Raw genomic sequence first — 21073 nt, forward strand, 5'->3', positions numbered from 1 at the left:
GCTCTCGATTTCTTTCCAATCAAGAAGCCCTGGTCGAGCTCACGCACAGCGCGATCCGGAGATTCCGGCCGCTCTCTATCTCTGCTTCCACGAAGATGCTTTGAACCGGTTCACACCCTGGGACGAATGGTTCCGATGGGCACAGGGTGGCCGTCACCGCGGGCACGCCAGTTCCCGTTCCCCTTCGTGTCAGCGGAGAACGAAGGGCAGGAGTTGCCCGGGTGTTCCACTCATGCGAGGTGGCCGGGGCACCGCTTCCTCATGGGAGCGCCCCGGCCATCCCCGTGTCCGACTCAGACGCGAACCGAACGCACGAACGGCAACTCCCGGACGCGGGTGCCGGTGAGCGCGAAGATGGCGTTGGCGAGCGCGGGGGCCACGGGGGGCACTCCCGGCTCTCCGACGCCGCACGGCGGGCCCTCGCTGGGAATCACGTCGACGTGGATGCGCCGGGGCGTCTCCGCGATGCGCACCAGGCGGTAGTCGTGGAAGTTGCTCTGCTCGGTGGCGCCGTCCTTCATGGTGATGGCGCCGTAGAGCCCCAGGCTCATGCCGAAGACGACGGCGCCCTCGAACTGCGCGCGCACGCGCTCCGCGTTGATGATGGTGCCCGCGTCCGCGACGATCCACGCCTCGTCCACGCGGATGCGCTCGTCCGCGTCCTTCACCACGGACATCACCACCGCCACGTAGGACAGGAAGCTGCGGTGCGCCGCGAGCCCCAGCGCGCGTCCTTCCTTCTTGCGCGAGTCCCAGCGCGACAGCTCCGTCACGCGCTCGATGACGCGGCGCATGCGCCCGGTGTCGATGGGGTGCTCGTCCAGGGACTGGCCGTAGTTGGGCACCTTCTCCACCCCCAGCTCCTTGATCGTCACGATGCGCGGCGGGCCGATGAGCTCGAGCCGCGTGTCGCGGGGATCCGTGCCACGCGCGTGGGCGAGCTCATCGATGAAGCTCTGCACGGAGAACGCGTGGTAGATGTTGGCCACCGAGCGCATCCAGCCGATGCGGGTGTGCGCGCGGGCCTCGCAGTTCTCCGTGCGCACGTGGGGGATGGCGAGCGGCAAGTCCAGGAGGCCCTGGTTGAGTTCGCTGTTGCCCGCGAACGTGGCGCCCGAGAAGATGGAGCCGATGGGTGGGAACGCGATGCGGTGGTGCCAGGCCTGGACCTTGCCCGAGTCATCGAGCGCGGCCGACAGCCGCTGCGCGCACGTCGAGTGGTAGTAGTCGTGGCGCAGGTCATCCTCGCGCGTCCACTGCATGCGCACGGGGGCGCCCACGGCGCGCGACACCAGGGCGGCCTCCGCCACGTAGTCCGGCTTCGACTTGCGGCCGAAGCCGCCGCCCAGCAGCGTCACGTGGATGGTGACCTGGCTCTCGGCGACGCCGAGCGCCCGCGCGACCTCGGTGCGGGCGGACTGGGGATTCTGGGTCGCCGCCCACACCTCGCACCGGCCGCCCTCCACCCGCGCGACCGCCGCGGGCGGCTCCATGGGCGCATGGGCCAGGTGCGGCGTGTGGTAGTCGGCCTCGACCTTGCGCTTCGCGCCCGCGAGCGCCGCGTCGGCATTGCCCACGTTGCGCACGACCTTGCCCGAGGTGCCGATGGCCTTCGTCAGCTCCTGCCGGTACGCCTCCGAGTCGTAGCCCGCGTTGTCCCCGTGCTTCCACGTCACGTCGAGTACCGCGCACCCGCGCATCGCCGCCCAGGTGTTGTCCGCCACGACGGCGATGCCTCCGAGCGGCTGGTAGACGAAGGGCAGCTTGGGCGCGGGCAGCTCCACCACGTGCTTGACGCCCGGCACGGCGAGGGCTTGCGTCGCGTCGTAGCGGGCGACCCGGCCACCGGCGACAGGAGGCCGGACCACCATCGCGGTGAGCATGCCGGGCAGCACCACGTCCGCGCCGAATTGAGCCTTGCCGGTGACGATGTCCGGCCCGTCGAGCAGTGGCAGCTCCTTGCCCAGGTGGGGCAGCTCGGAGCGGGGCCGCAGCTTGACGTCCTTCCTCGCGGGGACCGGGAGCTTCGCGGCGTCGTTGGCCAGCTCGCCGAAGCCGATGGAGCGCTCGCTGGCCGGGTGGAACACGGCATGGTCCCGGGCCACGCAGGTGTTCGCGGGCACTCCCCAACGCCGGGCCGCCACGGTGATGAGCATGGTGCGCGCCGTGGCGCCCACGTAGCGCAGGTCCGTGAAGATCTTGCGCACGCTGCTCGAGCCGTCGGTGTTCTGGTCTCCGTAGGCCTTGTCCCCATCGCCCTGGATGACTTTCACCCGGGCCATGTCGGCGCCCATCTCGTCCGCGATGAGCACGGGCAGGGAGCTGCGCACGCCCTGGCCCATCTCCGAGCGGTGGCACACCACCGTCACCACCCCATCGTGCGCTACGTGCACGTAGACGTTGGGGCGGAAGCCCTGCTCGGGCAGGGGCGGGTAGGTCGTGGGCATGGTGGCCGCCCGCGCGTTCGTGGGCAGCAGCTCGAGCGCCAGCCCGGCGGCGACCAGTCCCACTCCCTCGAGGAAGGAGCGGCGCGACAGGCGGATGGGGTTGTCGTCCAGGGCGTGCTCACTCATGGGGAAGTCCCGCCGCCTTCTTGATGGCGCAGCGAATGCGCGTGTACGTGCCACACCGGCACAGGTTGCCGCTCATCGACCTGTCAATCTCGCTGTCGCTGGGCTGGGGCTTCTTCGCCAGCAGCGCCGCCGCGGTCATGATCTGCCCGGACTGGCAGAAGCCGCACTGGGGCACGGCGAGCTCCACCCAGGCCTTCTGCAGGGGGTGGGAGCCATCGGCGGACAGGCCCTCGATGGTGGTGACGTGGCGTCCCGCGGCGCGGCTGACCGGGGTGACGCACGCGCGCACGGCCTCGCCGTCCAGGTGCACGACGCACGCGCCACACAGCGCCTGGCCACAGCCGTACTTGGTGCCCGTCAGTCCGAGCACGTCCCGCAGGGCCCAGAGCAGCGGCATCTCCGGGTCGACCTCGAGTTCGCGCTCGGTTCCGTTCAACTTCAGGTGGATGCTCATGGCCGTGCCTCCTCGTCCGGACACTCGGCGCCGTCCTTCGCCCACGCGGCGATCAGGGCCCCGAATTGTTCTTGCGTGCCGGGGGCGGGAACCCGCTCCCTCCCCGGTTTCCATCCCCACCCGACGAGCTCGTCGTGAGCGGAGTGCTCGATGAGCTGCTCGAGGCTCTTGTTGCCGTTGCGCTGGCGATCCTTGAGCTGCTCACACAGGGAGCGGGGCGTGGCGCCCACCCAGGCCATGGAGCGCGGAGCGAGGTGCCAGTTGGGAGCGCCCGGAACCCGCGCGTGGGCGAGGTTCCTGTCCTGATGGCAGGAGGTGCACTCGAGGCCGGGCACGCCCTGGTCCTTGGTGCCACGGAAGACGGGGGGCTGATGCGCGAGCCCGCGCTCGCCCTGGGCCGGGGTGTCTCCGGCGGGGTGGCAGTTGGTGCAGCGCGGATGGAGCATCACGCGGCTGGCTTCCAGGAAGAGGGCACGCGAGCGCTCCGGACGGGAGGTGATGTGCGCGAACATGTCGGGGGTGCGCAACTGCTGGGCCGTCACGAGGGGCAACTGCGTGGCGGGGCTCGCGTTCACGCCGCCACGGCCTGAACCATACGCCAGCGCGAGCACGGCGCACAGGGCTCCCGCTCCCAGCGAAGCGGTGAGGATGCCCGGGCGATGCATCATGGAGTCCTCCAGGCGGGGGGGGGAGATGGCCCCGAGCCAGAGCGGGACATTGTGCGCCCGGAGCTGTTTCGCCCCAAACCAGATGTTGTGAATGGGCCTTGAAGGGCTCCTTCACGAAGCGGCTGCGCCGCCCGGAGACCCGATGCGGGGCCTCAGACCGCCGGTTTCACGGTGGCGAGCATGCGCCGCACCTCGCGCAGCAGGGCATCGGGCAGGCACGGCTTGGTGACGTACGAATCGCAGCCCGCGTCCTGGGCCTCGCGCGAGTGCCCGTCCAGCGCGTGCCCGGTGAGCGCCACCACGGGGATGGCCTTGGTGCGCGCGTCGCCCTTGAGCCGGCGCGTGGCCTCCCAGCCATCCATCACCGGCAGGGACAGGTCCATGAGGACGACGGCGGGCCGGAACTCCATGGCCTTCTCCACCGCCTCCAGCCCGTTGCGCGCCTCGATGACGCGGAAGCCGGAGAACTCCAGGTACTCGGCGTACATCTCCCGGGCATCCTGATAGTCATCCACGATGAGGATGAGCGGCGCGGACTCGTTGGCCATGGCTTGGGTCATGACCGCCTCGCGAGGCGGGGCAGGTGCAGGGTGAACGTCGAGCCCTGGCCCACGGCGCTCTCCAGGCTCACGCGCCCGTCGAGCATCGCGGCCAGCCGGCGGCAGATGGACAGGCCGAGCCCCGTTCCCCCGTAGGCCCGAGTGGGCGAGTTGTCCACCTGCTGGAAGTCCTCCCAGATGCGCTCCTGATGGGCCGGGTCGATGCCGATGCCGGTGTCCATCACGGAGATGTGGAACGCGGCGGTGGCGACCTCGTACCGGGCCTTCACCTGGATGCTCCCCTCGTGGGTGAACTTCAGGGCGTTGGACAGCAGGTTGACGACGATCTGCTTCACCTTCTGCCGGTCGCTGTGCACCCCGGGCAGGTTCGCCTCCACCTGGGTGCTCACCGCCAGCTTCGAGCGGACGATGATGGGATCCAACTCCGCCATGACCTCCTGGAGCAGCTCGGGCAGGCGGAACTCGGACAGGTGCAGCGGCATCCTTCCCGCCTCGATGCGGGTGATGTCGAGGATCTCGTTGATGATCTCCAGGAGGTGGCGCCCGTTGGAGTCGATGCGGCTGAGGCTGCGGCGCTGCGGAGGGGGCAGCTCGCCGTTGACGCCCTGCAGCAGCATGTTGGTGTAGCCGAGGATGGCGTTGAGCGGCGTGCGCAGCTCGTGGCTCATGTTGGCGAGGAACTGGGACTTGGCGGCGCTCGCCTGTTCCAACTGGATGGCCTGGCGGCGCAAGAGCTCGTTCTGCGTGGCCAGCTCCTCGGTGGCGGCGTTGACCCGGGCGGCCAGCTCACTGGAGGCGGCCTCGAGCCGGGTGAGCTGCCGGCCCTTGTACAGGCGCGTGAGGTGCGAACCCAGGTGGCCCGCGAGCCAGCCCACGTCCGGCGACAGCTCCGACGAGGCGGGCGTGACCAGCAGCAATCCCGGCGGAGGAATGCCGGGGGCCGCCTTGCCGAGCGACAGCGAGAAGAGCCCCCGGCGCAGCGGCGACAACTCCGGGGAGAGCTGGCCCGGAGCGATCCACCGGGGCTCGGACCACTGGAGGGCTTCCACCAGCGGGTGCTTCGTCTCGTGCAGCGCGAGCACGACGCCCTCCACGCCGGGCATCCCATAGGAGGCCAGGGGCACGAGGGAATCCGATTCGTCGGGTGCCAGACACAACACCTGCTCCACCCGCGCGTGGTGCACGAGCCAGGACACAGCGGCTTCGGCACACGTCCGGGCGTCATCGCACCCGAGCAGCAGCTCCGAGAAGGCCAGTCGGGCCTCGGAGCTGGGCGCGGGGTGTGTTGGCAGTGCGGCAATGGATGGCAAGACGTAACGCTCCGGTGTCCGTGGGGTTCAGAGGTCTCGGGTGCGGATCATGGAGTCGAGTGACTCCATGGTAGTGTGTCCCCTCCACGTTCCGGCCAACGCCCGCCAGGCCCGGTTGTTGGGTCTTATACAAAAAAAGGCTTCAGTGGAGGACAGGCAGGCAGGCGCGCCCGGCTGCTCGTTCCCCCTACCAGCCCTCGGCCGAGTTCCTAGCCTTGGAAGATGGTCGATGAGCGCGAGCATCAATCCTTGTGGACGGTGTCGGCTCCGGCGCGGCGGTATCCCCCGCTGCCGGGGGATCTCGAGGTGGACGTGGTGGTGGTGGGGGGAGGCCTGGCGGGGCTCACCACGGCCTGGCTGCTCAAGCAGGAGGGCAAGCGGGTCGCCGTGGTGGAGATGCACCGCATCTTGACGGGGCAGACAGGGCAGACGACGGCGCACCTCACGGAGCTGCTGGACGTCTCCTATGACACGCTGGCGTCGGACTTCGGGGAGAAGGGGGCGCGGTTGGCGGCCGAGTCCGTGCGTGCCTCCATCGAGAAGATCTCCAGCCTGGTGGAGCGGCTGGGCATCGCTTGTGATTTCCAGCGGTTGCCCGGCTACCGCTACGCGGAAACGGAGGACGAGGCGCGGCAGCTCGAGCACGAGGCCTCCGCGGCCCGGCGGGCGGGGTTGCTGTGCTCGCTGACCCGGGACGTGCCGCTGCCCTATCCGGTGACGCTGGCGTTGCGGGTGGAGGATCAAGCGCAGTTCCACCCCCGCGCGTATCTCCAGGCGCTCGCGGAGCGGATCGTCGGGGAGGGCAGCCACGTCTTCGAGGAGACACAGGTCACCGACATCCACGAAGGGGCGCCCTGCCGGGTGCAGACCACGCGCGGGGTGCTCCTGTGCCAGGAGGTGGTGGAGGCAACGACCACGCCCCTCAACCGCGTCCTGCTGCACACCAAGCTCATGCCCTACCGCTCCTATGCGCTGGCGGCGCGGCTCGAGGCCCCCCTGGCGCCGGGGCTCTATTACGACAGCAAGGACCCCTACCATTACATCCGCACCCAGCGCGTGGACGGCGCGGACTACGTCATCGTGGGAGGCGAGGACCACAAGGTGGGCGCCGAGGAGGACACGGCCCGCCGCTACCTGGCCCTGGAGGAGTACCTGCGGCAGCACTTCCCGGCGTCGCGGGTGGAGTACCGCTGGTCGGGCCAGATCATCGAGCCGGTGGACGGGCTGGCGTACATCGGCCGCAACGGCGGCTCGCGCCACGTGTGGGTGGCCACGGGCTTCTCGGGGACGGGGATGACGTTCGGGACGCTGGCGGGGATGATCCTCTCGGATTTGATCCTCGGCCGGGACAACCGCTACGCCTCGCTCTATGACGCCACGCGGGTGAAGCCGGTGGCGGGGGCGAAGGACTTCGTCCAGGAGAACGCGGAGGTGGCCTTCCACTTCGTGGCGGACCGGCTGGCGAGGCCGGACACGCACGACCTGTCCGACGTGCCGCCCGGCGAGGGCCGCATCGTGGAGGTGGAGGGCCGCAAGGTGGCCGTCTACCGGGAGGCGTCCGGCGGCGTCCACGCGCTCAGCCCGGTGTGCACCCACCTGGGGTGCCATGTGCACTGGAACAACGCCGAGCGCTCGTGGGACTGCCCGTGCCATGGCGGCCGCTACAGCCCGACGGGCGAGGTGCTCAACGGCCCTCCGGTGAAGGGGCTCGCGTCGAAGAAGATCCGCTGAGACGATGCGCGCCCATGCCCGCCTCTTCCCGCGCCGCTCCCGCGAGCGACTCCGTACCCGCGCCCGACAGCCTCCTGCCCGAGGGCTTCACGCCCGCCGCCCGCCGCGCCCTGGCCCGGGCGGATCCCCTCCTCGGCGCGTTGATGAAGCAGGTGGGGCCGTTGCGGCTGGAGGTGGAGGCGCTGCACAACCCCTTCGTGGCGCTGGCGCGCTCCATCGCCTACCAGCAGCTCACGGGCAAGGCGGCGGCCACCATCTTCGGCCGGGTGTGCGAGCGCGTGGGCCAGGGCGCGCGCTTCACGCCGGAGGCGGTGCTGGCCGTGCCGGTGGAGGACTTGCGCGCGGCGGGACTGTCCGGGGCGAAGGCGGCGGCGATGAGGGATCTGGCGCTCAAGGCCCGGGAAGGGGAGGTGCCCACGCTGGTGCGGGCCCGGCGCATGAGCGATGCCGCGCTGGTGGAGCACCTGACGAAGGTGCGGGGCATCGGACAGTGGACGGTGGAGATGATGCTCATCTTCCGGCTGGGCCGACCGGACGTGCTGCCCGTGGATGACTACGGGGTGCGCAAGGGCTTCATGCGCACCTATGGGCTAGCGGAGATGCCCCGGGCCCGGGAACTGTTGGCCCATGGGGAGCGCTGGAGGCCGTGGCGCTCGGTGGCGAGCTGGTACATGTGGCGGGCGCTCGAACTGCCGAAGAACCCGGCCCCCTGAAGCGCTCGGCGCCTAGCCCTGACGGCGGCGCAGGCGCGTCAGCGTGGCCGCCGCGAGCGCGAAGACCAGCATGGGCGAGCCACCCGTGGCCGAGCAGCCGCCCTTTTCGTCGTCCGGCTCGGTGGGCGTCGTTCCCCCGGAGACCGTCACGTTCAGTGTCGTGGTGGCGCTGCGGTCGCCCGAGCTGTCGTAGTTCTTGTTGGCCGAGTTGCCCGCGCCGAAGATCTTGACGCTTCCGCTGGCGGGGGCGACCAGGGAGAAGTCGAAGCGCAGCTCGCCATTGGTGAAGGACTTGAGCCCGTTGTGGGTGATCTCCTTGCCGATCTTCTGGCTCCCCTCGCCCGCCTGGAGGACCGCCGCCGCGTTGTCCACGGCGATGTTCATGCCGCCCACGTTCGCGGCGCCGCCCTTGATGATGAGCGTGTACTGGCCCGTGGCGCTGGGCGCGAGCGTCGCGGGTCCGGAGATTTCCACCGTGGGCGCGGAGCCGCCCGAGTGGCAGGTGTTGCACGTCGCTCCGTCCTTGCCCGATTGGCCGGTGATGCCCGAGCTGTTGGCGAGGGCCGACGTCGAGATCAGGCAAGCGGAGATCACACCCACGGTACCGAGAGAAGCGCGCATTCAACCTCCAAGAGGGGGGGGACTGTGCTGATGGAGACTCTCTTCGTAGCCCGGTTCGCGCCTCTGGGGAATGTCACGATTCAGCGATGGGTCGAATCTCCGGAGGGCGGGGCGCGGCGGGAGGTTGACGGGCGGGTGGGGCGCCGTTCCACCGCAGTGGAGTGTCACTCGAAGAACGAGTGTTCCCGGCGGGCTCATACCAAGCGTCCGGTAGTGTTCCCGCGCGTGACCTGGTGCGGATGGGCGGTGCGGCATCTGGTGCAGTGTCCCAGCGGGGGAGCACGATGCGACTGGAGACACTCAAGGCCCGGGTCCGCGATGCGGGAGGGCCCGAACTGCTCGAGCGGTTGGAGTGGCTCGATGCACAGGGGACCCGGCCACCCACCGCGCCCCGTCTGGTCGGCAGGCCGGACGCGAGGCGGCGCCCGGACTTCGACGTCGTGCTCGCGGGTGGAGGGCTGTCGCTCCTGTACGCGCCCGTGCTGGCCGGCTTCGGCCTGAAGGTCGGCGTGTTCGAGCGGGCCCGGGCGGCGGCGGTGCATCGCGAGTGGAACATCAGCGGCTCGGAGCTGGCGCCCCTCACGGCCAGTGGCCTCTTCACGCCGCCGGAGGTGGAGTCCCTCATCGTCGCCCGCTACGAGCGCGGCGTGTGCCGCTGGCATGGCGGAGGCGAGTACCCGGTGCGGGGCGTGCTCGATCACTCCATCGACGCGGGCCGGTTCCTCTCCGAGGTGCGCCGCCGCGCCGAGCTGCGCGGCGTGTCCTTCCACGACGGCCAGACCCTGGTGGGCCTGCGCGAGGGCCCCCACTGCGTGCGCCTGTTGTTCGAGCGCGCCGGGGGCGGATGGAGCGACGTGACGGCGCGCGTGGTGCTCGATGCGCGGGGCTCTTCCAGTCCCCATGCGACGGGGGATCTGATCTGCCCCACGGTGGGCGGGGTGCTCTCCGGGTTGAAGCAGGGCCGTGCTCCGGACGAGGTGGATCCCCGGGTGGGCGACATCCTGGTGACGACCGAGGGCGTGGACGGGGGACGCCAGTACATCTGGGAAGGCTTTCCCGGACGCGCGGGCGAGACCACGGTCTACCTCTTCTATTACGCGCGGGCGCGCCGGAGCCGGGAACATGGGCTGCTGCCGCTCTATGGGCGGTTCTTCGAGCGGCTCGGTCGCTACAAGCGGGGCGAGCCGCGCCTGCTCCGGCCGACGTTCGGCTATATCCCGGGCTGGTCGCGGTTGACTCCCGCCCCGAGGGCGCCGGAGCGCCGGGTGGTGCTGGTGGGGGACGCGGCCGCGCGCCACTCGCCCCTCACCTATTGTGGCTTCGGCGGGATGATGCGCTCGTTCCTCCCCGGCTCCAGGGCGCTCGCGGAGGCGCTCGCGCGAGAGCGCTTTCCTCCCGGCCCCATCGTCCATGACACACCCCTGCATTGCGTGACGGGGTTGCTGGCGCTCTCCATGGCCATTCCCTCGCGTGCTCCGGAGCGCCGCGACGAGGTGAATCAATTGCTGGATACGGCCTTCGCCGTCCTCCACTCGCTGGGCAACGATTCCTACGCGGCCCTGCTCAAGGATCAGCTGGAGGGGCGCGACTTCGCGCGGTTCCTCGGGGGGATCGTGCGGCGGCGGCCCCAGGTGATCCGGGAGCTGCGCACGCTCGCGCATACCGGTCCGTTCGCGCTCGCCCGCTGGCTGGAGGGGTTCTCCCGCCTGTTGCTCAACCCGTTCCTCGCACCCTGATGGGAGGTGGGCCCCATGCGCCTGCCATTCGAGTGGTCGAAGCTCTCCATTCCCCGGTTGTCTCCCGAGAAGCTCCCGCCCGCGCGTCTGGCTCTCCGGTCGAGCGCTCCCGGGGGCGTCACCACGGCGGTGGTGGGCGGGGGGCTCGCGGGCCTGGCGGCCGCCACGGTGCTCGCCGAGCGCGGTGTCTCCGTCACGGTCATCGAGCGGGAGCCGTACCTGGGCGGCCGGGTCGGAGGCTGGCGGGAGCGGCTGGCGGATGGCGAGCCGTTCGACATGGAGCGCGGCTTCCATGCCTTCTTCCGGCAGTACTACAACCTGCGCGCGTTGTTGCGCCGGGTGGATCCCCGCGCGGAGCGCCTGCTCGCGCTGGACGACTATCCCTTGCTGGGCCCGGAGGGGCGCCGGGAGTCCTTCTCGGGCCTTCCCGCGCGGCCTCCCTTCAACCTGGTGGGGCTCGTGGCCCGCACGCCGTCGCTGCGGCTCAAGGACCTGCTCCACCTCGAGACGCGCTCGGGCCTGGCGATGCTCACGTTCGACATGGAGCGCACGTACGCCCGGTTCGATCACCGCAACGCGCGCGAGTTCCTGGACTCGCTCCGCTTTCCGCCCCATGCGCGGCGCATGCTGTTCAATGTCTTCGCGCACTCCTTCTTCAACCCGGAAGAGGAGATGTCGGCGGCCGAGCTGTTGATGATGTTCCACTTCTACTTCATGGGGAATCCGGAGGGCCTCGTCTTCGACGTGCTCGATCAGCCCTTCTCGCTGGCGCTGTGGCATCCGCTGCGCCGCTACCTGGAGTCGCTGCGGGTGGACTTCCGGCTGTCCCAGTCGGTCACCGCGGTGGAGCCCCGGGTGGATGGGAAGTTCCGGTTGCAGGTGGAGGGGCAGGAGCCGCTCGCCGCGGACGCGGTGGTGCTCGCCACGCCGGTGCCCGCGCTCCAGCGGATCGTGGCCCGGTCACCGGAGCTGCTCGATCGCGCGTGGCGCGCGCGGGTGGAGGGGCTGGCGTTGACGTCGCCGTTCGCGGTGTGGCGGCTGTGGTTGGACCGACCGGCGCGGCCCGGGCGTGCGCCGTTCGCGGGGACGACGGGGGTGGGGATGATCGACAACATTTCGCTCTATCACCTGTTCGAGAGCGAGAGCCGGGACTGGGCGGCGCGCACGGGGGGCGCGGTGGTCGAGCTGCATGCCTACGGCCTGCCCCGAGGGGTGGACGATGCGGAGGTCCGGAGGGACCTGCTGGCCGGCCTGCACGCGTTCTACCCGGAGTTCCGCGACGCGCGGGTGCTGGAGGAGCGCTTGCTGTGGCGTCAGGACTGTCCGGCGTTCGCGCCGGGCTCCTTCGCCTCGCGGCCGGGGCCGGAGACGCCCTCGTCCCGGGTGGCGCTGGCGGGGGACTTCACGCGTCTGCCCATTCCCACGGCGTTGATGGAGCGGGCGGCCACCTCGGGCTTCCTGGCGGCCAATCACCTGCTCGCGGGCTGGGACGTCCAGGGCGAGGACATCTGGTCCGTTCCGCGGCGGGGCCTGCTGGCCGGGGTGCCGCTGCTGGACTGAGGGGCGGGAGGCGCCTGCCCCCTCTCAGGGAGCAGGCGCGGACTCACCGGGGTTCAGGGATAGGTGATGGACGTCACGTAGCCGGCCGTGGTCGGGCTACACGCTCTTGGGTACGTGTAGGCGCTGCTCTCGTACGACCTCGGGAACGTCTGGGGAGCCTTGCCTGACTTGCGCACCGTGATGGAGGCGGTGACGGGCGAGTCGGGGCTGGGTGAGGGATTGAAATCCGCGGTCTCGAAGCAGACGTGATAGGTGCCGCTGGGAGGAGTCTTGCCCGAGGCCCAGAAGATGTTCTCCGGTCCCTGGCCCGTGTAGTCATCCTGATCCTTCTGGCCACCGTCCGTGCCCGGGTTCGGGCCCATGTTGTCGGACGAGATCAGCTTGCCAGTGGGCGTGGTGACCATCAGGTCCCCATCACCCGGGCGGCCCCACGTCGCGCTGATCTGGAGGCTGCCACCGCCGCCCACACAGCTCGACCCCACACAGGACTGACCCTCGCCGCAGGCCTTGCCGCAGCCTCCGCAGTGGGCCGCATCAGAAGTCGTATTCACACAAGCGTTTCCACAGGCCGTCCTGGGGGCCTCGCAGGTGCAGGTGTAGCTGCCCGGGGTGTTGGTGCACGTCTGCGCGGAGGCGCAGGTTGTCGGCTCGGTGCACTCGTCGATGTCGGTGCACGTGGAGCCATCGCCCGTGTAGCCCGCATTGCACGCACAGGTGAATCCACCCGTCGTGTTGGTGCAGGTGGCATGGGCATCGCAGGTGTCCGTGTTGCTGGCGCACTCGTCGACGTCGGTGCACGTGGTGCCATCGCCCGAGTACCCCGCCTCGCAGGCACAGGTGAATCCACCCGGCGTGTTGGTGCAGGTGGCATGGGCATCGCAGTTGTCCGTGTTGCTTGCGCACTCGTCGATGTCCGCGCACATGGTGCCATCGCCCGAGTAGCCGGACTTGCAGGTGCAGACGGCGCTTCCGGACGTCTCGGTACAGAGGGCATTGGCATCGCATTTCACCGAGCCGTCGGCACATGAACCCGTCTGCCGGGTACAGCGGCTCGGCGCACCCGTGCACTGCCATCCCCGCTCCACCTGGCAGGCTCCGTCACACCCATCGCCCCCGGCTTGCTGGCCATCGTCACAGCTCTCCTGCTGCTGGACGACGCCGTCGCCACATCCTCCAGCGGAGGGATTTTCACCGGTGGTGGGACCACACCCGGCCGCTCCCAACACGAGCCCGAGAACACATACGAAACGCCGCACTGCATCAGTCATGGGGAATCGCTCCTTGAGTGTCGCGCATCCTGCAAGCGACCTGCCCCGCTGTCTGCTCTCTTGATGCCGAATCCCACGAGGCACCCCGGACGCTCCGGGGGTGGGTCCGGTGGAGGGCGAGGCGCACTCGCCTCGCACGTTAGACTCTCCAGGCGATGGACGGCCGGTGATGGCCGGGTCCTGCGTGAGGCTGGAGGAGACAACGGCATGAAATCCAGACGCAATACGTGGATGGCCTTGTGGGTGGTGGCCGCGGGGAGCGCTTGTGGCACCACGGAGTCCCAGGAGCCGGAGCCCGTCAAGGGCGTGAGGAACCTGGCCGAGCACTGCGAGGTGCCGCCCCCCTTCACGGGCAACTTCGAGCCCGAGCTTCAGTGGGCGTGGACGGGCAGCGCGGTGCTGCCCGACCACAAGCAGGTGATGATGACCCCGGCGGTGGTGGACGTGAACGGGGATGGCACTCCGGACATCGTCTTCAGCTCCTTCGCCGGTGGCAACTACAGCGCGGACGGCGTGTTGCGCGCTATCAGTGGCGATGACGGCCATGCCTTGTGGACGGTGACGGACGCCTCGGCCCGGGTGAAGCCGGGCGCCAGCATCACGGCGGGTGACCTCGATGGTGATGGGCAGGTGGAGATCTGCGGCATCCCCGAGAACGGGCGCGGCATCATCTGCTTCGAGCACGACGGCACCTTCAAGTTCCGCTCGGCCGAGGCCGCGTACGACTACAACGAGTGGGGTGGCCCCTCGCTGGCGGACCTGGACGGTGACGGCTCCGTGGAGATCCTCGATGGCAACCGCGTCTACAGCCACACCGGGCAGTTGTCGTGGGTGGGCGGCGATTCCATGGGGGGTGCGCACTCCACCGGGCCCGTGTCCTTCGCGGTGGACCTCGACCAGGATGGCAAGCTGGAGGTGATCAACGGCCGCTCGGTCTACAACTTCGACGGCACCTTGCGGTGCAACAACCCGAACGTGCCGCACGGCTTCGCGGGCGTGGCCAACTTCGACGCCGACGCGGCGGGGGAGATCGTCGTGGCGGGCCGCGGCAAGGTGAGCCTGCTCGACGATGACTGCTCGCTGTTGTGGACCCGGGACGTGTATGTGACGGGCCACTCCGCGGCTGGCCACGGTGGCCCGCCCACGATCGCGGACTTCGATGGCGACGGCCAGCTCGAGATCGGTCTGCCCGGCGAGTGGAACTACACCGTCTATGGCTCCGACGGCTCGGTGAAGTGGTCCAGCTCCATCCAGGACTACAGCTCGGGCCGCACCGCTTCCACCACGTTCGACTTCGAGGACGATGGCAAGCTCGAGGTCGTCTTCGCGGACGAGGCGTACCTGCGCATCTACGACGGCGTCACGGGCGCGGTGCGTTGGCAGACGCGCAACAGCTCGGGCACCACGCACGAGTACCCGCTCGTCGTGGACGTGGATGGGGACAACGCCGCGGAGATCATCGTGGTGTCCAACAACCACGCCTACCCGGGCCAGAACGGCATCCGCGTGTTCCACGACGCCAGGGAGGGCTGGGCCAATACCCGGCGCGTCTGGAACCAGCACGCGTACTCGGTCACGAACGTCAACGACGACGGCGCCATCCCGGTACACGCGGCTCCCCATTGGCTCCACCCGAAGCTCAACGTCTTCCGCGCCAACGTCGCTAACTACCTGGGCGAGGGTCCCAGCCCCTACGCCGCCCCGGACCTCGCCGCTTCCCGCGTGACCGCCACGTGTGATGGCGAGGGCCTGCTCGTGCTCGGCGCGAGTGTGCTCAACCAGGGCGAGGCCCCCGTGGGGGCGGGCGTGAAGGTGGCCTTCTACAAGGGCAGTCCCGCCTCGGGTGGCACGCTGCTCGGCGTGACGGCCGTACCGGAGCCCCTGCCCGTGGGAGGCAGCGCCACCGCCACGCTCCAGGTGGCCTCCTCCTTCACGGGCACCGCCGAGGTGTGGGCCGTGGTGGACGATGACGGCACGGGCCAGGGGAGCACCTCCGAGTGCCTCGAGGACAACAACGGCGCCTCCGCGCTGGCGGAGCTGTCGTGCGAGGTGTCCCCGGCGAACAAGCCGCCGGTGGCCCTGTGCCGTGACGTCACCGTCAACGCCGACGCGTCCTGCCTCGGTGGCGCCAGTGTGAACGGTGGCAGCTACGATCCGGACAACGGGCCGTCGCCGCTCGCCGTGACCGAGGTGCCCTCCGCGTCCTTCGGTCTGGGCACCCACCCGGTGACCCTGACGGCGTCGGATGGAGAGGCGAGCGACCAGTGCGTGGGCCATGTCACCGTGGTGGACGCCACGAAGCCCGCGGTGGGCTGCCCCGACTCGCAGGTGCTCGACACGTGCTCGCTGGCGGGGGCCTCCGCCTCCTTCGAGCTCTCCGCCACCGACAACTGCGGCTCGCCCGCCGTCACGTGCTCGTATGACTCGGGTGCCACCTTCCCGGTGGGCGAGACGTCCGTCACCTGCTCCGCGAAGGATGCCTCTGGCAACAGCGCGTCCTGTGGCTTCAAGGTGCAGGTGCGTGGGGACTCGACGCCGCCCGTGCTGCACTGCCCCACGGCGCCGGTGGTGGTGGAGAGCTGCGCGGGAAGCGCCCCGGCCTCCTTCGAGGTCTCCGCCACGGACAACTGTGGCCCCGTGCCCGTCACGTGCTCGCGGGCCTCCGGCTCCTCGTTCCCGGCGGGCAATACCTCCGTGTCCTGCTCGGCGACGGACGCCTGGGGCAACTCGGCCTCGTGTCTCTTCACCGTCCAGGTGCGCGGCGCGGGCTCGTCCACGCCGCCCACCCCGGGCGCGGATCGGGGCCTGGAGCTGTGGTCGCCCAACCACAAGTACGAGTCCCTGCCCGTCTCGCTGTCGGAGTGCGCCGCCCCGGCGAAGGATGCGTGCGGCGGCTCGCTGCCCCTGGAGCAGTACGGGCGCATCCTGCGCATCACCTCGGACGAGGTGGAGGACGCCAACGGCAACGGTGATGGCCGCACGTGCGACGACATGATCATCGACGGCCCCACGTCCATGCGGCTGCGCTCCGAGCGCGAGGGCACGGGGGACGGCCGCGTCTACACCGTGACGTACGTGGTCGCCGCTCCCGGCGGGGTGCCCACGCAGGGCACCTGCCACGTCTACGTGCCGCACGATCAGTCCGGCCGGGGCGCGGTGGACAGCGGGGTGAAGTTCTGTGTCGGCGAGGGCTGCCCGCCGGGCACCGCGGAGCACAGCCCCCTGTGCAAGTGAGCCGTTGACGCGCTGAAACGCACGAGGGCCCGGGACCGGATCCAGCCGGTGCCCGGGCCCTCTTTTTCGTGCCTCGTGCCGCCCGAGGACTACGCCGGGTGCTCCCGCTCAGCTCTGGGGCACCGACCAGCTTCCCGTCCACGTCAGGGGCGTGTCCGGGTGGAGGGAGGTGAGCGTATAGGTGCAGTGCTTGGCACCGCTCGGCTCCGGGCTCCGGATGGTGACCAGCGGGGACAGGCGCGAGCCGCGCTCCGTTCCAGCGTACTGCACTTCGTACTCCTTGCTGCTGGTGCTGGTGGTGACGCTCTCACCGCGCTCGGTCCTGCGTGTCGTGGTGCACTCGGTCTCGAGCTTCACGCGCCAGGCGCCCTTGCTTCCCACCTGGGGCACCTTGAGCTCGGCGCGCATCATGTACTCACCCGGGGGCAGATCCTCCGTGCTGGCGCCGAGATACTCCTGACACTCACGGCCCTGACCCTTGCAGATACCGATGCTCTGCTCGTCCCAGGGCTGCACGCCCGCCCGCACGTCCGAGAGGAGAGGACCCACCAGACCCTGCTCGAAGGACGTCAGCCCCGCGGAGGGGCTGGCCGTCGGAGTCTGATTGGCGCACTGCTGGGTGCTCACCGTATTGCCTTCGCCAGAGCAGGCGAGGAGTGCCCCCGAGACCACCACTCCCATGAATGTCCGCATGTTCTTCTCCTGTCACCCGAGGCGGGCCTGGGCCCGCGCGAGTGGTGGCTTTGTAGCGGAGGCGGTGAGGGCTGACTTCCACGAGCCCGCCAACTGGTTGAATGGGCGCGCCAGCCGTTGGTTACGCCTTCCGCTCGGTCCTGGAGAAGCTTTTCGGCTCAGGGCGCGGGCGTCAGCTCCGGCAGCATCGGGACCCGCCGCGTCCCGGGGCCGTTGGGTGTCGAGGCGCTGTTGTTCGTCACCCGCCGCATCTTCGAGCGGAGGAGGGGGAGATCCTTGCGCAGGGCGGACACGAACGCGGAAGGGGCGGTGGGCTCCACGTAGAAGGCGACCGTGGCCCCCGTCGCGTCCGTGACATAGGCGCCGAAGTCCTGCAGGGCCTGGGCGACCATCTTGCCTTGCGGCGAGAGGCCCAGCGCGTTGATGTCCACCGAGGGGGGAATGGCGAAGTAGGCCCCCATGGGCACGTGGCCCTTGTAGGTCGTCTCGCTGCCCCAGTCCTGCTCGGTGGCGGGCCAGACATAGCCCTTCGCCGTGCCGTAGCCGTTCGCGTCGTAGCCGCTGGCGCCCCCGCTGTAATAGAGCTGGACGCGATCGACGGCCACGGCCAGGGCGTGTTGGATCTTCCCCGTGTACTTCGGATGGGTGGAGTCGGTCTCCCAGCCGCGGATGAGCCCGCCAATCGCCGAGCCGCCATAGGCCCGCACGCCATTCGCCGGCCCGATGCCACTGCCGTGGAGATCGATCTCGTGGTGCCGCCCGGCCCGGTAGGCCGTGGTGGATTGCCGCGTCACGTTCCAGGCTTCCTCGATGGTCGTGCGCGTCGGCTGGATGACGTGCATGTGCTTGTCGGTGCCATTGGCGATGACGGCCGTCGCGGGAATGTAATAGGACCCGCTGCGCGAGGAGTCGTTGTAGTCCGTCACCTTGGCCCAGGGATCGCTCGAGGAGGCGAAGGTGATGGGGTGGGAATAGACATCCCAGTTGGCCCAGGTGTTGATGGTCATGCCATTGATGCTCGTGGCGATGAAGTCCCGGGTGGCGGGATCCGCCGCGTCCGCGTACGTCGCCCCGGTGCCGATGGGCAGGTTCCAGACGGAGTTCGAGCGGAAGGGTTGCAGCGTGGCGTCGCGAGTGACGGCCGGGGCCTCGCTGGCGGTGCCATCCCCGTCCGTCTGGACGGGCGCTTCGGCCGTGCCGTCACATGCCGACTCCAGGGCCAGCAGCGGCAGCAGCACGCAGAGGGGGGCGCACCTTCGCGCGCGCTGAGCGGGTCGTGAAACCGGAATCATCTTCTCTCCTCGCGTCTTCATGCGTGAATTCACTCTTTATTCGTGAATACCATGAAATCAAGGACTGTGGAGTCCCTGCGCACGCCTCGAGGCCCAGCCCGCGGTGGGCCGCGGTGACCAGGGCAGTTCTGGTTCCCGTTGCCTGTTGCATGCGTCCCGGCACCTTCCGCTGATCAGGATGGCAGGGGCACCTTCATGCCCTCGGGAGTGCTGGGCAGGTCAGGGAGGGGGAGAGCTGACTTTGTGGGGCCCTCGACATGTTCCACAGGTGATGTGGAGCAGGGGCGCTTCGTCACCACGAAAGAAGGAGAGCCCATGACGATGGCCGACGGGCATGGACGTGACGCGGGGTGGGCGGTTTCCGTTCCCTCCTTTCCCAAACTGCTTGTCCAGGTGGGCGCGAGCCTTCATGCCACGCTGATCGTCGACAGCCTGGGGCGGATTCTCCGGATGGACCACCTGCTGGCTTCCCTGGCCGGGTGGGGGGACGGGGCCTCGTTCGAGGGACGGGCCTTCGAGGAAGTGCTCCACCGCCTCCCCTGGCTCACCCAGGCCCTCCGCACGGCGCTCGCCGGGAGGGAGACGGTCTGCGAGGGCGGCACGCCGGGACGGCGGCTGAGGGCCCTGGTGCTTCCCGTCTTCGAGGACGGCGGCCTCTGCCTGGGGGCATGCGCACGCTTGAGCGCATGCGAGCCCGAGCGCGCCGAGTCGGCCCGCCACGAGGCCCTGCGGCGGGAACTCACCCGGACCCAGCGGCAATACGAAGAACTCCTCAACACCCTGGGCGCCATCGTCTGGGAAGCCGATGTGGACTTTCGTTTCACCTTCGTGAATCGACAGGCGGAGCGCCTGCTCGGCTTTCCTTTCCTCCAATGGATCCAGGAGCCGGATTTCTGGGATGCCCACGTGCACCCGGAGGATCGTGCGTGGGCCCGGGCCTACTGCAGGAATGCGACTCGGGAGGGCAGGCCCTATGAGTTCGAGTACCGCATGGTGGCCGCGGATGGACGCGTCGTGTGGTTGCGGGCTTTCGTCACGGTGCTCGGAGAGGAGGAGCATCCCCTGAAGCTGCGCGGTATCCTGGTGGATGTCACCGAGCAGCGCCAGGCCCGGGACAAGCTCGAGCAGATGGTCTCGTTGCTGAGCGCCACGTTCGATTCCATCACGGATGCCGTGCTCGTGGCGAGCAGCAACCGGCGGCTCATCGCCTTCAACAAGCGGTTCCAGCGGTTATGGGGGCTCTCCGATGAGCTGCTGAGCGGGGATCCGGACCACATGAAGTCCCTCGCGTTCGCGGTGGCCCAGGTCAAGGATCCGGAGCGCTTCACCGCGCGGATCCTCGAGATGTATGAGGCTCCCGAGAAGGAGGGCGTCGACATCGTCGAGCTGCGCGACGGGCGCATCCTCGAGCGCACCACGTTGCCCCAATGGCTGGGCAGCACCATCATCGGACGCATCTGGAGCTACCGCGACATCACGGCCGAGCGCCAGGCCCGGGCGGAGCAGGAGCGGGCGTTCGCGGCCGAGCAGCATGCCCGCGAGCGGATGGAGGAGTCGTTCGCCCTGCTCGACACCTTCTTGAACAACGCGCCCATCGGGCTGGGCTTCTTCGGCCTTGATTTGCGCTTCATCCGGCTCAACGACGCGCTGGCCGCGCTCCACGGCAAGAGCCGGCACGAGGAAGTGGGCCGGGCTCTCCATGAGCTGTCTCCTCGGGTGGCGGCCACCGTCGAGCCCTTGCTGCGCCAGGTCCTGGACACCGGCGAGCCCATCATCGGATTCGACACGGCACTCGAGGTGCCGCCCACCCCGGGCCAGTTGCGGCACTGGCGCGCCAGCTACTACCCCGTGCGGACGACGAGCGGCAAACTGGTGGGCGTTGGTGCCGTGGTCGTCGAGTTGACGGCGGAGCGTCACGCCCAGGCGGAGCGGGAGCGGCTGCTGCGCGAGGCACACGAGGCCATCCAGATTCGCGATGACTTCCTCAGCATCGCCTCGCACGAGCTGAGGACTCCCCTCACCCCCCTCAAGCTCCACCTTCAGTTGCTCAATCAGCGGTGCGCCTCCGGTCAACCCCTGCCGCCCCAGCTCGCGCGCAAGGCACTCGCCCAGGTGGACCGGCTCTCGGGGGTGATTTCCGACATGCTGGACTCCTCGCGCATCCAGGCGGGTCTGCTGGCGCTGGAGCGCGAGCCCCTGTCGCTCCAGGAACTCGTTCGTGACGTCGTGGCGGACTTCCGCCCGCACTGTCCCGAGCACCCGCTGGAGTACGCGGAGTGCGCGCGGCGGCTCGTCGTCCGGGGAGATAGGGGCCGGCTCGCGCAGGTGCTGGCGAACCTGCTGGAGAACGCCCGCAAGTACAGCCCCCTGAAGGGGCCCATCCGCGTCACGCTCGCCCCGTGCGGAGCGGAGGCGCTCGTCTCCGTCTCGGATTGTGGAATCGGCATTCCGGTGGATCAACAGGCCCATCTCTTCGAGCGCTTCTTCCGGGCCCGCAACGCCCCCATCTCTGGCTTTGGCGGGCTGGGGCTCGGGCTCTACATCTGCCGGCACCTTGTCGAGCGTCACGGGGGCCGCATCTGGGTGGAGAGCGAGCCGGGCCACGGCTCCACCTTTCGCTTCACCCTGCCGGTGGAGGACTGAGCCGCTACGGAGAGGTG

The 21073-nt window shown here is 69.6% G+C and carries 15 protein-coding genes and 1 pseudogene; 7 read left to right on the top strand and 9 right to left on the bottom strand.

All coding sequences use genetic code 11. From position 1 onward, the window contains the following. Positions 1 to 293 precede the first annotated feature (293 nt). The 5 genes from D187_RS17435 to D187_RS17455 all read right to left on the bottom strand — a co-directional run bounded on the left by D187_RS17435 (position 294) and on the right by D187_RS17455 (position 5565). Positions 294 to 2573, bottom strand: coding sequence for a xanthine dehydrogenase family protein molybdopterin-binding subunit (locus D187_RS17435; RefSeq protein WP_002632598.1), 2280 nt, complete (start codon positions 2571 to 2573; stop codon positions 294 to 296). Then, positions 2566 to 3027 (bottom strand): (2Fe-2S)-binding protein, encoded by a 462-nt coding sequence (locus D187_RS17440; RefSeq protein WP_020918102.1) that lies wholly within the window; start codon positions 3025 to 3027, stop codon positions 2566 to 2568. The genes D187_RS17435 and D187_RS17440 overlap by 8 nt, the downstream gene beginning before the upstream one ends. Continuing rightward, positions 3024 to 3695: a hypothetical protein gene (locus D187_RS17445; protein ID WP_002643469.1), complete on the bottom strand. Its 672-nt coding sequence runs from the start codon at positions 3693 to 3695 to the stop codon at positions 3024 to 3026. Before D187_RS17445 ends, D187_RS17440 begins: the two co-directional genes overlap by 4 nt. Before the next feature lie 152 nt (positions 3696 to 3847). Continuing rightward, complete coding sequence (locus D187_RS17450) at positions 3848 to 4255, bottom strand: response regulator (RefSeq protein WP_002643468.1); 408 nt, start codon at positions 4253 to 4255, stop codon at positions 3848 to 3850. After that, on the bottom strand, positions 4252 to 5565 hold the full coding sequence (locus tag D187_RS17455; protein WP_002643467.1) for a sensor histidine kinase: 1314 nt from the start codon (positions 5563 to 5565) through the stop codon (positions 4252 to 4254). Before D187_RS17455 ends, D187_RS17450 begins: the two co-directional genes overlap by 4 nt. Before the next feature lie 222 nt (positions 5566 to 5787). Between D187_RS17455 and D187_RS17460 the strand changes: the two genes are divergently transcribed. Both D187_RS17460 and D187_RS17465 read left to right on the top strand, forming a co-directional pair. After that, positions 5788 to 7296 (top strand): FAD-dependent oxidoreductase, encoded by a 1509-nt coding sequence (locus D187_RS17460; protein ID WP_043430261.1) that lies wholly within the window; start codon positions 5788 to 5790, stop codon positions 7294 to 7296. 14 nt (positions 7297 to 7310) lie between these two features. Then, positions 7311 to 8009: a DNA-3-methyladenine glycosylase family protein gene (locus D187_RS17465; protein ID WP_002643464.1), complete on the top strand. Its 699-nt coding sequence runs from the start codon at positions 7311 to 7313 to the stop codon at positions 8007 to 8009. Between the two features lie 12 nt (positions 8010 to 8021). Here the strand turns inward: D187_RS17465 and D187_RS17470 are convergent, their stop codons facing one another. Next, positions 8022 to 8630, bottom strand: a complete 609-nt coding sequence (locus D187_RS17470) for an MXAN_6652 family MXYO-CTERM-anchored protein (protein ID WP_002643463.1) — start codon at positions 8628 to 8630, stop codon at positions 8022 to 8024. Positions 8631 to 8914: 284 nt separating this feature from the next. Here D187_RS17470 and D187_RS17475 point away from each other — a divergent pair, with 284 nt between their 5' ends. Together D187_RS17475 and D187_RS17480 are read left to right on the top strand one after the other, a co-directional pair. Beyond that, complete coding sequence (locus D187_RS17475; protein ID WP_002643462.1) at positions 8915 to 10366, top strand: geranylgeranyl reductase family protein; 1452 nt, start codon at positions 8915 to 8917, stop codon at positions 10364 to 10366. Positions 10367 to 10381: 15 nt separating this feature from the next. Then, complete coding sequence (locus D187_RS17480) at positions 10382 to 11926, top strand: hydroxysqualene dehydroxylase (RefSeq protein WP_002643461.1); 1545 nt, start codon at positions 10382 to 10384, stop codon at positions 11924 to 11926. A gap of 53 nt (positions 11927 to 11979) precedes the next feature. On the opposite strand, the gene D187_RS17485 is transcribed toward D187_RS17480, so the two are convergent. Next, the gene (locus D187_RS17485) at positions 11980 to 13194 is read right to left on the bottom strand and encodes an EGF domain-containing protein (RefSeq protein WP_081713726.1); all 1215 of its coding nucleotides are present in this window, start codon (positions 13192 to 13194) and stop codon (positions 11980 to 11982) included. A gap of 207 nt (positions 13195 to 13401) precedes the next feature. On the opposite strand from D187_RS17485, the gene D187_RS17490 reads away from it, so the two are divergent. Then, positions 13402 to 16428, top strand: a complete 3027-nt coding sequence (locus tag D187_RS17490) for an HYR domain-containing protein (protein WP_002643459.1) — start codon at positions 13402 to 13404, stop codon at positions 16426 to 16428. Positions 16429 to 16536: 108 nt separating this feature from the next. On the opposite strand, the gene D187_RS17495 is transcribed toward D187_RS17490, so the two are convergent. Beyond that, positions 16537 to 17121 (bottom strand): hypothetical protein, encoded by a 585-nt coding sequence (locus D187_RS17495; protein ID WP_002643458.1) that lies wholly within the window; start codon positions 17119 to 17121, stop codon positions 16537 to 16539. Between the two features lie 158 nt (positions 17122 to 17279). Beyond that, positions 17280 to 18434 carry a hypothetical protein gene (locus tag D187_RS17500; protein ID WP_155893404.1) on the bottom strand — a complete coding sequence of 385 codons (1155 nt, stop codon included), beginning with the start codon at positions 18432 to 18434 and terminating at the stop codon, positions 17280 to 17282. A gap of 429 nt (positions 18435 to 18863) precedes the next feature. On the opposite strand from D187_RS17500, the pseudogene D187_RS59555 reads away from it, so the two are divergent. Together D187_RS59555 and D187_RS59560 are read left to right on the top strand one after the other, a co-directional pair. Further along, positions 18864 to 19895, top strand: a pseudogene (locus tag D187_RS59555) (PAS domain-containing protein); the annotation flags it as partial. 63 nt (positions 19896 to 19958) lie between these two features. Next, positions 19959 to 21056, top strand: a complete 1098-nt coding sequence (locus tag D187_RS59560) for a sensor histidine kinase (RefSeq protein ID WP_438356954.1) — start codon at positions 19959 to 19961, stop codon at positions 21054 to 21056. The last annotated feature ends 17 nt before the right edge of the window (positions 21057 to 21073 follow it).

This window comes from Cystobacter fuscus DSM 2262, from assembly GCF_000335475.2.
GTDB lineage: Bacteria > Myxococcota > Myxococcia > Myxococcales > Myxococcaceae > Cystobacter > Cystobacter fuscus.

Excerpts from the sequence above, each read along its gene's own strand:
- D187_RS17495 (WP_002643458.1), bottom strand. The coding sequence starts at position 17,121 with ATGCGGACATTCATGGGAGTGGTGGTCTCGGGGGCACTCCTCGCCTGC.
- D187_RS17485 (WP_081713726.1), bottom strand. The coding sequence starts at position 13,194 with ATGACTGATGCAGTGCGGCGTTTCGTATGTGTTCTCGGGCTCGTGTTG.
- D187_RS59560 (WP_438356954.1), top strand. The coding sequence starts at position 19,959 with ATGGAGGAGTCGTTCGCCCTGCTCGACACCTTCTTGAACAACGCGCCC.
- D187_RS17440 (WP_020918102.1), bottom strand. The coding sequence starts at position 3,027 with ATGAGCATCCACCTGAAGTTGAACGGAACCGAGCGCGAACTCGAGGTC.
- D187_RS17450 (WP_002643468.1), bottom strand. The coding sequence starts at position 4,255 with ATGACCCAAGCCATGGCCAACGAGTCCGCGCCGCTCATCCTCATCGTG.
- D187_RS17460 (WP_043430261.1), top strand. The coding sequence starts at position 5,788 with ATGGTCGATGAGCGCGAGCATCAATCCTTGTGGACGGTGTCGGCTCCG.
- D187_RS17490 (WP_002643459.1), top strand. The coding sequence starts at position 13,402 with ATGAAATCCAGACGCAATACGTGGATGGCCTTGTGGGTGGTGGCCGCG.
- D187_RS17435 (WP_002632598.1), bottom strand. The coding sequence starts at position 2,573 with ATGAGTGAGCACGCCCTGGACGACAACCCCATCCGCCTGTCGCGCCGC.
- D187_RS17475 (WP_002643462.1), top strand. The coding sequence starts at position 8,915 with ATGCGACTGGAGACACTCAAGGCCCGGGTCCGCGATGCGGGAGGGCCC.
- D187_RS17480 (WP_002643461.1), top strand. The coding sequence starts at position 10,382 with ATGCGCCTGCCATTCGAGTGGTCGAAGCTCTCCATTCCCCGGTTGTCT.
- D187_RS17465 (WP_002643464.1), top strand. The coding sequence starts at position 7,311 with ATGCCCGCCTCTTCCCGCGCCGCTCCCGCGAGCGACTCCGTACCCGCG.
- D187_RS17470 (WP_002643463.1), bottom strand. The coding sequence starts at position 8,630 with ATGCGCGCTTCTCTCGGTACCGTGGGTGTGATCTCCGCTTGCCTGATC.
- D187_RS17445 (WP_002643469.1), bottom strand. The coding sequence starts at position 3,695 with ATGATGCATCGCCCGGGCATCCTCACCGCTTCGCTGGGAGCGGGAGCC.
- D187_RS17500 (WP_155893404.1), bottom strand. The coding sequence starts at position 18,434 with ATGAAGACGCGAGGAGAGAAGATGATTCCGGTTTCACGACCCGCTCAG.